Here is a 14,051-nt window from a genome sequence, read left to right as displayed (position 1 = left end):
ACTGGCTGGCGTCCCCGACCCCTTCCTGCTGTTTCATCCGCCTGTTCCCGGTTTCTCTTTTCATATTCCGTCTTAAACCGCATAAAAGGCCTTTTCCACAGGGGTATAGTCGAGATCAAAGGCCTCGGCCACGCCCTTGCAGGTGACATGGCCCCGGACGATGTTCAGGCCCCTCTGCATCCCCGGATGTTCCCGTACCGCTTCCAGCAGTCCCCCATTGGCAATGGCCAGAACATAGGGCAGGGTGGCATTGGTCAGAGCCATCGTGGAGGTGATGGGCACAGCGCCGGGCATGTTGGAGACACAGTAATGGATAACCCCTTCCACTTCATAGACAGGATCATCGTGGGTGGTGGGTTTGGAGGTTTCAAAACAGCCCCCCTGATCAATGGCCACATCCACCACCACAGCTCCGGGTTTCATGCTGCGGATCATTTCCCGTGAAACCAGCTTGGGGGCTTTGGCCCCCGGAAGCAGAACTGCGCCGATCACCGCATCGGCCTGGCTGATTTTTTCCCGGATCATGGCCGGAGAGCCCATGAGGGGGATGCAGTTTTTGGGCATGATGGTGGAAAGGGCACGCAGTCTGTCCAGGTTGTTTTCCAGAAGATAGACCTGGGCACCGAGTCCGCAGGCCATGAGGGCCGCCTGGGTGCCGACGGTACCACCACCGAGGACGAGTACCAATGCCGGTGCAACCCCCGCAACCCCGCCAAGCAGAATCCCCCGGCCCCCCTGGGTGCGTTCCAGATATTTTGCCACTTCCTGCACCGCCATGCGGCCTGCCACTTCGCTCATGGGCATGAGGAGGGGGAGTCTTCCCTGGCTGTCCTCTATGGTTTCATAGGCAAGGGCGATGGCCTTGCTCTGGATAAAGGCCTGGGTGAGGGCTTCATAGGCGGCAAAGTGGAAATAGGTGAAAACAATCTGGTCTTCCCGGAGGTATTCATACTCCGAAGGCTGAGGCTCCTTGACATGCATGAGCAGCTCTGCTGTGGAAAAAATTTCTTCCGGTCTTGCGACAAGTGTTGCGCCTGCGGTGTCGTAGGTGGCATCTTCAAAGCCTGAGCTGCGGCCTGCCCCCTGTTCCACAAGGACGGTGTGACCATGACCGACAAGGATTTCAACCCCTGCGGGTGTCATGGAAACGCGGTTTTCATGTTCCTTGATTTCCTTGAGAATACCGATGATCATTGTGATTTCCCTCCTGAATGTTGGCTGTTTCCGGGGATGCGGCCTTATGCCTCTTCATATATTTTGAGCTTGTTGTGCAGGGTGGCCCGGGTAATGCCGAGAATTTTTGCCGCTTCCGACTTGTTGCCTCCCGTCTGTTCCAGGGTGGTAAAAATGGCCTGACGTTCCAGATCCGCAAGGGTTTTGCCGCTTCCCGGAGGCGGTGCCGCTGCATCCATTCCCATGGGAAGATTTTCTTCGGTGATGGTATCCGAAGGGCAGAGAATGACGGCCCGTTCCACCGTGTTTTCAAGCTCCCGCACATTGCCCGGCCAGGGGTGATGCAAAAGAATGTCCATGGCCCTTGACGAAAAGCGCAGCACGTTCTTGCGGTTTTTTTCCGCATAATGGCGGAGAAAATGCTGGGCCAGCAGGGGGATGTCCCCGTTGCGTTCTTTCAGGGGGGGCATTTCCAGGCGCAGCACATTGAGGCGGTAGTAAAGGTCTTCCCGGAATTCCCTTGCCGCCACAGCTTTTCCAAGATCCCGGTTGGTGGCGGCCAGGATGCGGACATTCACTTTCAGAATCGTATCACTGCCCACCCGCTGGATTTCTCCCTCCTGCAGAACCCGGAGGAGCCTTGCCTGCATGGCGGGGGAGGTTTCCCCGATTTCATCCAGAAAGAGGGTTCCCCCGTCGGCCTGAACAAAGCGTCCTTCACGTTTGCGATCCGCTCCGGTAAAGGCCCCCTTTTCATGGCCGAACAGTTCCGACTCCAGAAGGCCATCCGTAAAGGCAGCGCAGTTGAGGGGGATGAAGTTCTGGTTTTTTCGGGGCCCCATGGCGTGAAGAGCCTTTGCAATCAGCTCCTTTCCCGTGCCCGAAGGCCCGGTAATGAGGACGGTGGCCTCACTGGCGGCCATGGTTCGGGTCATCTCCATCAGCCTGAGCATGGCAGGGCTTTTGCCGATGATTTCAGGGCATCCGGGGAAGGTTGACAGGTGTTCCTTCAGGCGGCGGTTTTCATCCTTAAGTCGGCTGTGATCCAGGGTTCGGGACAGGAGAAGCTTCAGTTCATCAAAATCCAGGGGTTTGGTGAGGTAATCGTAGGCTCCGGATTTGAGGGCCCTGCGTGCGGAATCCACGGAGGAATAGGCGGTCATGATGAGGATGGGGAGGCTCGGGTTCCAGGCCAGCATCCTTTCCAGGGCCTCAATACCGGAAATCCCTGCCATGCGCACATCCATGAGGATGGCATCCAGGGGCTGGCTGAAAACCTTTTCCAGGCCTTCTTCCCCACTTTCGGCTTCCTCCACCCTGTAGCCAAAACCCGAAAGCAGGGTAACCAGCATTTTACGATGGGCGGCATCATCATCCACCACAAGAAGGGTTGCTTTTGTCATAAGGGGCTTGCCTCGCAGGGGAAAGGGTCAGAGGGGAAAACACAGGGAAAAACAGGTACCCCCTTCCGAAGGAGAACTGACCTGGATGTGGCCTCCGTGGGCGGAGACGATTTTTTCCACCACAGCCAGACCTAATCCGGTTCCCTTGCTTTTGGTGGTGTAGAAGGGATCAAAAATTCTGGGAATATCCTCAGGCTTCATGCCGCAGCCCGTATCCTGAACATGAATCCAGAGCCATTCTCCTTCCGTGAAGGCTTTTACGGTGAGCACCCCGTTTTTTTCCATGGCCTGGATGGCATTGAGGTAAAGATTCAGCAGTACCTGGGTGATGCGATCCGGATCCAGAGCCACTTCCGGCAGGGGGCTGAGCTGGGATTCAAGGCGGATACCGGCATTTTTTACATCCGGCTCAATAAGTTTCAGGGTATGCCGTATCAGGGGTTCGGGAAGGCTGGGCAGGGTTCGGATATCCGAGGGTCTGGCAAATTCCAGAAGTTCTCCGATGACCCGGTCCATGCGGTTGACTTCCCGGATCAGGATATCCGCAGCCTCGTGGTTGGGGCTGCCGGGAGTGAAGAGGTAGCGGAAATGGGTGGCAAAGCCCTTGATGGAACTTAAGGGATTGCGGATTTCATGGGCCACACCTGCGGCCAGCTGGCCAACGGCTGCCAGTTTTTCTTTGCGGCGCACTTCTTCTTCCAGACGGCGGATCTCGCTGAGATCCTGAAGAATCAGCACCTGTCCCAGGATCTCCTGCTGGCTGCGGATGGGGGAGATGCTGATGGAAATGGGAATGGGAGTGGGGGTGACGGGCAGAAGAACCTCGGATTCGTGTATTTTGTTTCCCATTTTTCGGATCAGAGGTTTCAGAATTTCGGGCAGATGGGGTTCCATGGCCTTTCCCATGAGAGGCTTCAGGGGTTTTTCCAGAAGGGTTTCTGCTTTTTCATTGGCAAAACGCAGACAGCCGACAGCATCCAGAACAAGAAGACCCGCAGGAAAAGAGCGGATCATTTCCATGGCCATGGCCCGGGTATCCCGGAGACGCAGACGGGAATGGCGCAGGGCCTCGGCACGGAAAAGGGCGATGATGGCGGAGATGGCCAGCAGCATGAGAATGACGACCAGGGTGAGGCTCTGGCGGATATCCTTGGCAATGGCGGCGTCAAAGGCCCGTATGTCCATGCCCACCACCAGGGTGAGGGGAGGGCTGGACGGGCCGAAGAGTTCACCACAGAAGGGATTGCCGCAGGTGCTTCTGGCAGGCATATGGGGCATGGGAGGCTTGTGGATGGGGCGTCCTAAGGGCGTAAAGGTCTGGTGAAAGAGAAAGTGCCGTTGTTCTCCACTGCCGATGACGGCCCAGCCCTGGGGAGGATTTTCCGCCAGTTGTTTTACGATACCGGAGGACAGGGCTTTTTTACCAAGATGCTCAGGGTCAGTGCCAAGCAGGATTCTGCCTTCCGGATCCGACAGCAGGATGTACAGAATATCCGGCAGGGCGGCGGTTTCCTCAAACAGTGTCCTGAGCTGGGCGGTTTCCCCAAGTCTTCCCATCATCCCCGTACGGGTTCCGGCCTCAAGGGAACGGGCAAGGAGCTGGCCCTTTTCCTGAAGAATGCGGAGCATCTGGTTTTCGGTACGATGATGGCTGACAAGGGCCATGCTGAGAATCACGAGACTCAGGATGGCGATCAGGGCAAAAACCAGCCATTTGGAGTCCGAAAAGAGCCTTGATGGAAAAAAGGGGATGGGGAACATGAATGCTCCAGGCTGTATGAAGTTTAGACGGTGGACGCTGCATACGATGTATGAAATTTATACACAAATTGAAATTTCACCAGCTATATTTCAATATTTTTTTATAAAATCTTGTTTTTTCAGTGTTTTATTTTTGTGGTATCCGTCTTGCAATATGCAATGGCTAAGGTCGGTATGGCTGCTGTCTGGTGCAGGAGGCATCCCCCATGGATAACCATAGATACAAAGGAGGCACAGCATGAAAAAGTTTTCTGTTTTAATGATCATTCTGATTCTGGCAGGTCTGGTGACGGTTCAGGCCTTTGCCTGGGGTGGGGGGCATGGCAGAAGGGGAGGTTGTGGTGAGGGCAGTCCGGAAGCCCAGCTTGCCCTGATGAAGGAGACCGCGGAAATCCGGACAGCCATGGAAACGCTGCATGCGGAACTGAGGGCGGCTCTGGCTGTGGATGCGCCGGATACGGAGAAGGTCAAGGCCCTGTATCAGGAAATGGCCGTTCATAAGGCCGCCATGGCTTTAAAGGCCAGGGCCCATGGGGTGCAGGGTGGAGCCGAAGGATGTCCCTGTGGCGGAGGGATGATGCAGGGTGGAAAGGGAGCTTGCAGGAATTAGGGGTAAAAACGCAGATCCGGGCGCATAGATGCTGATATCCATAAAAAAACGGGGCAAGGCCCCGTTTTTTTATGCGGGTTCTGGGGCTTCCTTCTCCCGGTTTTCCCTGTGTTCATGCCACAGATCCGCAAGGCGGACAAATTCTGCCACACTCACGGTTTCGGCCCGACGGGAAGGATCGATTTCCGCCTGAAGGAGAAGGGTTTCCGCATCTCTGGTTCCCAGATCCGCGATACCGGAAGCCAGACTGTTGCGCAGGGTTTTACGTCTCTGGCCAAAGGCGGCCCGTACCACATCAAAGAAAAGCGTTTCATCCTTTGCCATAAAAGGCGGGTTTTCCGGAAAGTTCACCTCAATAATGGCGGAGTCTACCTTGGGTTTCGGGAAAAAGAGATGGGATTTCACGGAAGCCAGCATCCGGATACTGCCACAGTACTGAAGGGCCACGGAAAGCCTGCCGTAATCCCGGTTTCCCGGAGGGGCGGCAATGCGCTGGGCCATTTCCATCTGTAGCATGAAAACTCCTCGTGTGATGCGCTGCCGGAAGGCAAGGAGACGGATGAGAATCTGTGAGGAAATATTGTAGGGGAGATTGCCGATGACCAGGGTACTGCGGCCTGCCCCCAGGAGGGGTTCCAGGTCTATTTTCAGGATACTGCGGTTATGAAGGGTGACATTACCGCAGTCTGCGGCAGCCAGTTCTTTTTCCAGGACAGGGATGAGATCCCGGTCCGCTTCTACGGCATGGACATGGAGGGCTCTGGACGCCGCAGGAATGGTGAGGGCACCAAGACCAGGGCCGATTTCAATGAGCGTTTCGTTGGTATCCTTATGGATTCCCGCTCTGTCCAGAATCATTTCGGATGTGGACGGGTCTGTGAGAAAATTCTGTCCGAGATCTTTTTTAGGTTTCAGATCAAAGGCTTTCAGCAGGGTCTGGGGGGCTGTCATGGGGATTCTTTTCCATCGGGTGAAGCAGTCTTCCCCGTACCGGAGGCACGGAGCAGACGCAGGATTAAATAATAGCTTGCAAAGGCCACGGGTATCCCCATGACAACCCCGCCGAACAGGGTGGCCCAGAGCACGGGGGCTTTTCCATGAATGAGCAGGGCTGCACCCTGTATTTTTTCATTCAGGGTACCCGGGCCGTTAAAGTGATAGACCAGGGTGAGGACATCCTCAAAATTGACTCCGTGTATGCCGGTAAGGGCAACGCCCAGTGCATAGGCCGCATAATACAGGATGGGGATGGTGATGGGATTGGAGATCCATGTACCAATGAAGGCCGCCGGAATACTGCCACGGAGCAGAAACCCCAGGACAATGGCCAGCACGGTGTTGCAGGGGATGGTCGGTGTCATGGAGATAAAGACACCAATGGCAAACCCTCTGGCAATGAAGGGTTTATCGCCTCCAAGTTGCTCAAGTTGTCGATAAAGATGGAGGAGACGCTGTTTTGGGGTCATGTCGCCCGACGTGGTTTCTGGGGGCAGTGCCGGATCAGAAGAGAAGCCTTTCCGATCATGCACCATCGTGCAGAAGCAGGGAAGCCTCCCTGAATCTGAAAACACCTGTTAGCATGAAAATCAGTGTCGGGCAAATACTTCCCAATGCCTGGGGGCTTTCCCATGGAAATACTGGACGCAGGACTGTACCCCTTAAATTGAATCTCCCGGATTTGACGGCATTCACGGACACAGGGGCTGGGAAGATGGCAGAAACTATGGGGCACCCCCATGGGATTCCGGGGGTACCCTCAGAAACGTCTTTCCCCCTGCCAAAGCCGGGATGTCTGTTTTTTGTGGAGAAGGTTTTGCTTTTACCGGCCTTTCTTGCAGGCCGCCTTGAAATCCCGCGTCATTCTCCCAAGGAGGGCCGGGATTTTTTCTTTGTCCGCCGTCTCCCCGATCCCCCGGACAAAGGCGGAGCCGATGACAATGCCATCACTTTCAGAAGCCAGAGCCTTCACCTGGGAGGCTTCGCTGATGCCAAAGCCAAGGGCCACGGGAACGGGGCTTAAGGCCCGCACCTTCCGGGCCAGGGCACCCGCCTTTTCAGGATCAAGGCCGCCCGAGCCGGTGACACCGGTCATGGACACAAGATAGACAAAACCTTTGGCATTTTTGCAGATTTCCCGCATCCGTTCTTCCGGTGTGGTGGGGGCCACAAGGGGAATGGCAACCAGCCCCGAAGCTTCAAGAAAGGGAAGAAGCTCCTGAGATTCCTCAAAGGGCATGTCCACCACCAGCACCCCGTCGGCCCCGGCTTCTGCGGCATCCTTACAGAATTTTTCCGAACCATGGGCCAGAATGGGGTTTAAGTAGGAAAAAAGTACGATGGGTGTTGTGTGGCGTTCCCGGATTTCTTTTACCATCTTCAGGGCGGCCCTGACATGCATCCCGGCCTTGAGAGCCCTCTGGGAGGCGAGCTGGATGGCGGGCCCGTCCGCCGTGGGATCGGAAAAGGGAATTCCCAGTTCCAGAAGATCCAGGCCCGCATCCAGCATGGAAAAAATAAGGGAACGGCTGGTGTCGATATCCGGATCGCCTGCGGAGACAAAGCCGATGAGGGCGGCCTCGTTCCGGGCCTTGCACTGCTCAAACATGGCGTTTATGGGGTTCATGGCGTTTTTTCCTTATGCCTTGAGAAGAAGTTTGGGATCAATGCGTTCAAATTCCGGATGGCCCGTGGCATTGGCCATATCCTTGTCGCCTCTTCCGGAAAGATTCACGAGAATGCTCTGGCTTGCCGGACGCTTCCGGGCTTCGAGGATGGCGGCGGCCAGGGCATGGCTGGATTCCAGGGCCGGAAGGATGCCTTCCGTCAGGGTGAGGAGCTTGAAGGCGGAAAGGGCTTCTCTGTCCGTGATGGCGGTATAGCGCACCCGCCCGCAGTCCTTGAAGAGGGAATGCTCCGGCCCCACACCGGGATAGTCAAGCCCGGCGGACACGCTGTGGGCCTCCAGAATCTGGCCGTCCCCATCCTGAAGCACGTAGGACTTGGAACCATGGAGAACGCCGATGCTGCCCTTCAGAAGGGTGGCCGCATGACGGCCTTCGAGACCCTCGCCTGCGGCTTCCACGCCCAGCATTTCCACTTTCGTGTCCAGGAAGGGAAAGAAGAGTCCCATGGCGTTGGAACCGCCGCCCACTGCGGCCACAAGAAGATCGGGGAGGGTTCCCGTTTTCCGGAGAAACTGCTCTTTGGCTTCTTCTCCGATCACCTTCTGAAATTCCCGCACCATGAGGGGATAGGGATGGGGGCCAGCCACGGAACCGATGACATAGAAGGTGTCTTCCACACAGGCTGTCCAGTGACGGAGGGCCGCGTTCATGGCGTCTTTCAGGGTGGCGGTTCCTTCGTCAACGGAAATCACCTCTGCACCGAGAAGCTTCATGCGGGCCACGTTGGGAGCCTGACGGCGGATATCTTCCTTTCCCATGAAAACCGTGCAGGCCATGCCGAACCGGGCGGCGGAGGTGGCCGTGGCAACACCGTGCTGACCGGCTCCGGTTTCCGCGATCACCCGTCGTTTTCCCATGCGGTGGGCCAGCAGCACCTGCCCCAGGGTGTTGTTGATCTTGTGGGCTCCGGTGTGGGTGAGGTCTTCCCGCTTGAGAAAGATCCGTGCGCCTCCCGCCATGTCTGAAAGGCGGTCTGCGGGGTAAAGGGCCGTGGGACGTCCTGCGTAATCCTGAAGAAGGCCGAGAAGTTCCCGCTGAAAATCGCCATCCCTGCGGACGGCTTCAAAGGCTTTTTCCAGCTCCAGCAGGGCGGGCATGAGGGTTTCGCCCACATAGCGGCCCCCAAAGGGCCCGAAATGGCCCTCTCGATCGGGAAGGGCGGTGAAATCCGGGTAAGCTGTCATGGTCTTATCCTTATAAATGAAAGGGTTTCCTGTGAATCGGATGTTGTTTTCAGATTTCAAGACTGCGGACGGCTTCCACAAAGGCCCTGATTTTCTCATGATCCTTGATGCCGGGCGAAGATTCCACCCCGGAGCTGACATCCACCCCAAAGGGGCCTGCGGCCATGAGGGCCTCCCTGACGTTCAAAGGGCTGAGTCCGCCCGCAAGCAGGGCCGGATACTTCTGGCAGAAATCCCTTGCCGCAGACCAGTCCCAGGTTTTGGCGTTGCCGCCGGGCATGAGCCCTGAGGCGGCCTCCACAAGAAAACGGTCTGCGGGATACCGGGGGGCGGAGGCTGTGGAAGGCTCCTGATGCAGATACAGCCCCTTGATGAGAAAAAAGCCTTCTTCCATGAGGCGTGCCGCAAGTTCGGGGCTTTCTTTGCCGTGGAGCTGGATGGCCCGGCATCCGGCTTCTTTTGCGGTACGGATGGCTGTTTCCGCATCCGGGTTCACCATCACGGCCACGGTGAGGATGTCCGGGGAAACCGCCTCCGTGATGCGCTTTGCCGTCTTCACATCAAGATGCCTCGGGCTTTTGGGGAAAAAGACGCAGCCGATGGCATCCACGCGAAGTGTTGAGCAGAAACGGGCCGTGTCCGGACGGGTGAGGCCGCAGATCTTGATGAAGGTCATGGAAGACCCCGGCTTTCCACCATGGCCTTCAGGTCTTTTTTGGGATCAGGGCTGCGTACAAGGCTTTCGCCCACAAGAAAGCTGTGCACCCCAAGGTGTCTGGAGACGGCGATGTCCTCAGGCCCCCGGATGCCGGAAAGGGCCACGGGAATCACCCCCTGGGGCAGGAGGGAAGCCATGCGGGGGGCAAGGCGGATGTCCGTTTCAAAGGTGGCAAGGTCTCGGTTGTTGATGCCCACAAACCGGGCTCCTGCATCGAGGGTCTGGGAAATTTCCTCTTCCCCGTGGATTTCGTGCAGCACCTGAAGGCCCAGATCGGAAGCCAGAGCCGTCAGCTCTTTGTGAAGCGTTCGGTCGAGAATCCTTGCGATGAGAAGGATGGCGTCTGCACCCATCACCGCCGACTCCAGCACCTGATAGGGGTGAAAGATGAAATCCTTTCTCAGTACGGGAAGAAGGGTTGCCGCCCGTGCGGCCTGCATGTCTTCAAGGCTGCCTCCGAAAAAATCCGGTTCCGTGAGCACGGAAAGGGCCGCAGCCCCGCCTTTTTCATAGGCTTTTGCAAGTGATGCAGGATCGAGATCCGGATTCAGGTCGCCCTTGGAAGGGGACCTGCGCTTGATTTCCGCAATGAGGGCCGCGGGTTTCTGGGCGTTCTGGTGCAGACCGGCTCCGAAATTCCGAAGGAGAGGCCTTTGGGAAAGCATGTCAGCCAAAAGGGCTTCAGACCGCTTTTTTTGCGCTTCTTCAATGCGGAGTTTTCGTTTTTCAACGATCTTTTTCAGGATGGATGTCACGTCAGCGGGCACCTGCGGCCTCCTGGGTGAAGCGGATGAGGGCTTCAAGCTTTGCCATGGCAGCACCGGAATCAATGGCTTCTCCGGCAAGCCTGATACCTTCCTTGATATCTTCGGCCTTTTCACAGGCCACCAGGGCGGCAGCGCTGTTGATGAGGACAATGTTGCGCCTTGCCCCCTTTTCACCGGAAAGGATGGCGCGGGTGATGGCCGCATTTCTTTCCGCGTCCCCGCCTTTTAAGTCTTCGGGATCTGCGGGTTCGCCAAAAAAGATTTCCGGATACAGATCATAGGTTTTAAGCCTTGCGTCCGCCACTTCCGTCACCCGTGTGGGCGCGCAGACGGAAATTTCGTCCAGTCCGTCATGGCCGTGCACCACAAAGGCCCTGCGGGTTCCGAGATCCAGCAGGGCCTGGCCCATGCTTTCCGTGAGATCGGGCTTGAAAACCCCAATGACCTGACAGGCGGCGCCTGCGGGGTTGGCCATGGGGCCGATGGCGTTGAACAGGGTGCGGATGCCCAGGGCTTTTCGTGCAGGCCCTGCGTGGCGTACGGCAGCGTGGAAGTTGGGGGCAAAGAGAAAGCCGATCTGGATCTCGAAAAGGGCTTCCTCCACCGCTTCTGCGGGGATGTCGAGCCGCACGCCCAGGGTTTCCAGCACATCGGCGCTGCCGCATTTGCTGGATACCGAGCGGTTGCCGTGCTTGGCCACCACGGCTCCGCAGCCCGCCACCACAAAGGCTGCTGTGGTGGAGATGTTGAAGGTATCCGCGCCGTCGCCCCCGGTGCCGCAGGTATCCACGGTGAGGGTGGCAGGCGTCTGGATGCGCCGCATGTTCCGCCGCAGCACTCTGGCCGCTCCCGCAAGTTCGCTGGCGCTTTCTCCCTTTACGGCAAGGGCTGCCAGAAATCCCGCAACGGTGGCGGGATCGGTTTCACCGGTGAAGATGGCGTCCAGGGCCTCGCCGCATTCCCTTTCCGTAAGGTCTTCGTGGCGGATGAGTTTTTCAAGAAGGCTTTTAAACAGCATGGTTCACTCCTTTTCTCCGGCTATGGCCTGATCCAGAAAATTGCGCAGCAGACGTTTGCCCATGGGCGTCATGATGGATTCGGGATGAAACTGTATCCCTTCGGTGGGGTGTTCCCGATGACGAAGCCCCATGATTTCCCCGTCTTCGGAGCGGGCCGTCACTTCAAGGCAGGAAGGAAGGCTTTCCTCCCGGACAGCAAGGGAATGGTAGCGCATGGCTTTGAAGGGGCGGGTGATGCCCGCAAAAAGGCCTTTTCCGTCTGCGCTGACATCGGAAACCTTGCCGTGCATGAGCCGTTTGGCATGAACCACCTCGGCGCCAAAAACCCGTGCAATGCTCTGATGACCAAGACAGACACCCAAAATGGGCAGAGTTCCGGAAAAGCGGCGGATCATCTCCATGGAGACACCGGCCTCGTCCGGCCGTCCGGGGCCAGGTGAAATCACCATGGCCTGAATGTTTAAGTCGGCCACCTCGTCGGGCCTGATGCGGTTGTTGCGGAAGGTGAGTACTTCGGCTCCCAGCTCCTCCAGATACTGCACCAGGTTGAAGGTGAAGGAATCAAAATTATCAATCATGAGAATGCGGGATCTTTGCATGGTTCTTTCCTCTTTACGCCTTTTTTGGGCGGATCAGCGGGTCTGGGGGCCCGCCAGCATGGCAAGGGCCGTCTGAAGGGCCTTGGCCTTGTTCAGGGTTTCCTGTCTTTCCGTTTCCGGGTCTGAATCCGCCACAATCCCGGCTCCGGCCCGGATGCAGAGGCGTTCCCCCCGGATGGTGGCCGTGCGGATGACAATGGCCAGATCCATGTTGCCGCTGAAGCTGAAATACCCCACAGCGCCACCATAGGCATCCCTTGGCTGGTCCTCGTTTTCCGCGATGATTTCCATGGCCCGGATCTTGGGCGCACCGGAAAGGGTGCCTGCCGGAAAGGTGGCGGCCACAAGATCGAGGGCATCCACGCCGGGCTTCATCTGGGCGGTGATGTTGGACACCAGATGCATGACGTGGGAGTAACGCTCCACCATCATGAGGTCGGTCACCTGAACGGAACCGGTGCGGGCGATGCGTCCAAGATCGTTGCGCCCGAGATCCACCAGCATGAGGTGTTCCGCCTTTTCCTTCTCATCCTTTAAAAGATCATCCGCAAAGCGCCGGTCTTCCGCAGGATTTGCGCCCCTGGGCCGGGTGCCTGCTATGGGTCTTAAGGTGGCAAGGCCGTCTTCAAGGCGCACCATGGTTTCCGGAGAGGAGCCCACCAGGGTCTGACCTCCCGCCCGCAGGAAAAAGAGGTAGGGCGAGGGGTTGGTGTAACGGACGGCCCGGTACAGGGCCACGGGATCATCGGGGGCCGGGCCTTCAAAGCTCTGGGAAATCACGGCCTGGATGATGTCACCCTCCAGGATGTGCTCTTTCACCTTTTTCACCCGGTCGCGGAAAACTTCCGGGGAGGTCATGGGCTCAAGAACCGGAGCCGGGCCCTGGAAGATCCGCTCTTCGGGTGCGGGTCTCCGGACTGTTTCAAGGAGGGCTTCCAGCCGGGCTTCCGCTGTGCTGTAGGCACTCTCGGCACTGGCTCCGTCTTCAAGAAAGGCAAGACAGATGCAGGTCATGGTATGGCGGTGGTTGTCAAAGACCATGAGGGTGTCCGGAATGAGAAAAACGCCTAAGGGCCTTGAGGCGGGAAGGCTGTGGGGAATGGCCTCAAAGCAGCTTACCGCCTCGTAGGCGAGATAGCCCACCAGTCCGCCGGGAAAGGGGGGAAGATCCGCAAGCTCGGCCAGTCTGTAGCGGGAGAGAATCTGGCGCAGGGCAGGGGTGAAATCGCCGTCATGGGGCAGGATTTCCGTGGCCCCGGGCCCGTGTTTTTCCACCCGGTCCGAATAGATGCGGATTTCGGAGCGGAAGCTTGTGCCGAGGAAGCTGTACCGCGCCCAGCGCTCGCCGCCTTCCACGGATTCAAAGAGAAAGATGGGATCCTGGGAGTTGTGAAAGCGCCTCAGCATGGAAACAGGCGTTTCACTGTCCGCAAGGATGCGGGCGCAGAGGGGAATGACGTTGCAGCCCTCTCTGGCTTTTTCCTGAAACAGGTTTTTTGCGGGAAAGCGGTCAAGCAGCATGGAATTTCCTCATATTTTTAAGTGTTTGAAGGATGCGTGTTCAGAACTTTTTCACTTTTTTGTTTTTAAGGCACGAAAAAGGGGCTGCGGTATTCCCGCAAGCCCCTGTCATTTTGGATTCTTATGCATGATCCATGGCCTTGCGGGTGTGTGTTCAGACACCCACGGGCCGAATGTGAAAAGCCTATGCCGTGGTGTGCCCGGAAGAGAGGGGCCACCACCAGAGAAGGGAAGGTGTTTTTGGCGTATGGATGCTTTTCATGGTTTTTCCTTTGTGGTGGTTGTTTCTTTCAATAGAAACATGACGGATATAAACACGGCTCCGGCGCTTTGTCAATGATCTTTTTTGCCATGTTTCGGCATGTCTCAGCTGCCAGGATCGCATCGTCGAAGATCGAAGCCATCCCGGATCCCGTCCTGCCGTGGGTACCCGGATGGATCTGGACTCTGGGCTTTTCACTGCCCTCTGGGCTGAAAGGTACAAAGCGCTTGATATGCCGGGGAAGAAGAGCGTATAAAATAGCGTTTTTTACAGAAATTTTTTCGGAAGGATGAAGGGGGCGGGTGGAAATCCGATGCCCGTCCCGCATTCATGCTGAGGCGGATTGTACG

General features: G+C 57.2%; 13 protein-coding genes. 1 reads left to right on the top strand and 12 read right to left on the bottom strand.

Annotation, left to right across the window (positions count from 1 at the left end; translation table 11 throughout):
• Positions 1–72 precede the first annotated feature (72 nt).
• The 3 genes from ald to BR04_RS07940 are packed head-to-tail and all read right to left on the bottom strand — an operon-like array spanning position 73 to position 4,337.
• Positions 73–1,194 carry an alanine dehydrogenase gene (ald, locus tag BR04_RS07950; protein ID WP_496355468.1) on the bottom strand — a complete coding sequence of 374 codons (1,122 nt, stop codon included), beginning with the start codon at positions 1,192–1,194 and terminating at the stop codon, positions 73–75.
• A gap of 44 nt (positions 1,195–1,238) precedes the next feature.
• Complete coding sequence (locus BR04_RS07945) at positions 1,239–2,576, bottom strand: sigma-54-dependent transcriptional regulator (RefSeq protein ID WP_496355467.1); 1,338 nt, start codon at positions 2,574–2,576, stop codon at positions 1,239–1,241.
• A 27-nt stretch (positions 2,577–2,603) separates the two neighbouring features.
• On the bottom strand, positions 2,604–4,337 hold the full coding sequence (locus BR04_RS07940; protein ID WP_496355466.1) for an ATP-binding protein: 1,734 nt from the start codon (positions 4,335–4,337) through the stop codon (positions 2,604–2,606).
• 238 nt (positions 4,338–4,575) lie between these two features.
• Here BR04_RS07940 and BR04_RS07935 point away from each other — a divergent pair, with 238 nt between their 5' ends.
• Positions 4,576–4,947, top strand: a complete 372-nt coding sequence (locus BR04_RS07935; protein WP_496355465.1) for a hypothetical protein — start codon at positions 4,576–4,578, stop codon at positions 4,945–4,947.
• Between the two features lie 69 nt (positions 4,948–5,016).
• Here BR04_RS07935 and rsmA read toward each other — a convergent pair whose 3' ends face one another.
• The 9 genes from rsmA to BR04_RS07890 all read right to left on the bottom strand — a co-directional run bounded on the left by rsmA (position 5,017) and on the right by BR04_RS07890 (position 13,439).
• Positions 5,017–5,898 carry a 16S rRNA (adenine(1518)-N(6)/adenine(1519)-N(6))-dimethyltransferase RsmA gene (rsmA, locus tag BR04_RS07930; RefSeq protein ID WP_496355464.1) on the bottom strand — a complete coding sequence of 294 codons (882 nt, stop codon included), beginning with the start codon at positions 5,896–5,898 and terminating at the stop codon, positions 5,017–5,019.
• Positions 5,895–6,413: a DUF2062 domain-containing protein gene (locus BR04_RS07925; RefSeq protein ID WP_496355463.1), complete on the bottom strand. Its 519-nt coding sequence runs from the start codon at positions 6,411–6,413 to the stop codon at positions 5,895–5,897. Before BR04_RS07925 ends, rsmA begins: the two co-directional genes overlap by 4 nt.
• A 353-nt stretch (positions 6,414–6,766) precedes the next feature.
• Positions 6,767–7,570: a tryptophan synthase subunit alpha gene (gene trpA, locus BR04_RS07920; protein ID WP_496355462.1), complete on the bottom strand. Its 804-nt coding sequence runs from the start codon at positions 7,568–7,570 to the stop codon at positions 6,767–6,769.
• Positions 7,571–7,582: 12 nt separating this feature from the next.
• The gene (gene trpB, locus BR04_RS07915; protein WP_496355461.1) at positions 7,583–8,815 is read right to left on the bottom strand and encodes a tryptophan synthase subunit beta; all 1,233 of its coding nucleotides are present in this window, start codon (positions 8,813–8,815) and stop codon (positions 7,583–7,585) included.
• 49 nt (positions 8,816–8,864) lie between these two features.
• Complete coding sequence (locus BR04_RS07910; protein ID WP_496355460.1) at positions 8,865–9,491, bottom strand: phosphoribosylanthranilate isomerase; 627 nt, start codon at positions 9,489–9,491, stop codon at positions 8,865–8,867.
• The gene (gene trpC, locus BR04_RS07905) at positions 9,488–10,300 is read right to left on the bottom strand and encodes an indole-3-glycerol phosphate synthase TrpC (RefSeq protein ID WP_496355459.1); all 813 of its coding nucleotides are present in this window, start codon (positions 10,298–10,300) and stop codon (positions 9,488–9,490) included. The genes BR04_RS07910 and trpC overlap by 4 nt, the downstream gene beginning before the upstream one ends.
• Positions 10,290–11,318: an anthranilate phosphoribosyltransferase gene (gene trpD / locus BR04_RS07900; protein WP_496355458.1), complete on the bottom strand. Its 1,029-nt coding sequence runs from the start codon at positions 11,316–11,318 to the stop codon at positions 10,290–10,292. Before trpD ends, trpC begins: the two co-directional genes overlap by 11 nt.
• Before the next feature lie 3 nt (positions 11,319–11,321).
• Positions 11,322–11,918 carry an anthranilate synthase component II gene (locus tag BR04_RS07895; RefSeq protein ID WP_496355457.1) on the bottom strand — a complete coding sequence of 199 codons (597 nt, stop codon included), beginning with the start codon at positions 11,916–11,918 and terminating at the stop codon, positions 11,322–11,324.
• 33 nt (positions 11,919–11,951) lie between these two features.
• On the bottom strand, positions 11,952–13,439 hold the full coding sequence (locus BR04_RS07890; protein ID WP_496355456.1) for an anthranilate synthase component I family protein: 1,488 nt from the start codon (positions 13,437–13,439) through the stop codon (positions 11,952–11,954).
• Positions 13,440–14,051: the final 612 nt, after the last annotated feature.

The organism is Desulfobotulus sapovorans DSM 2055 (genome assembly GCF_059569355.1).
Note: the sequence above shows the minus strand (reverse complement) of the source record. Positions and strands in the feature narration are given on the sequence as shown.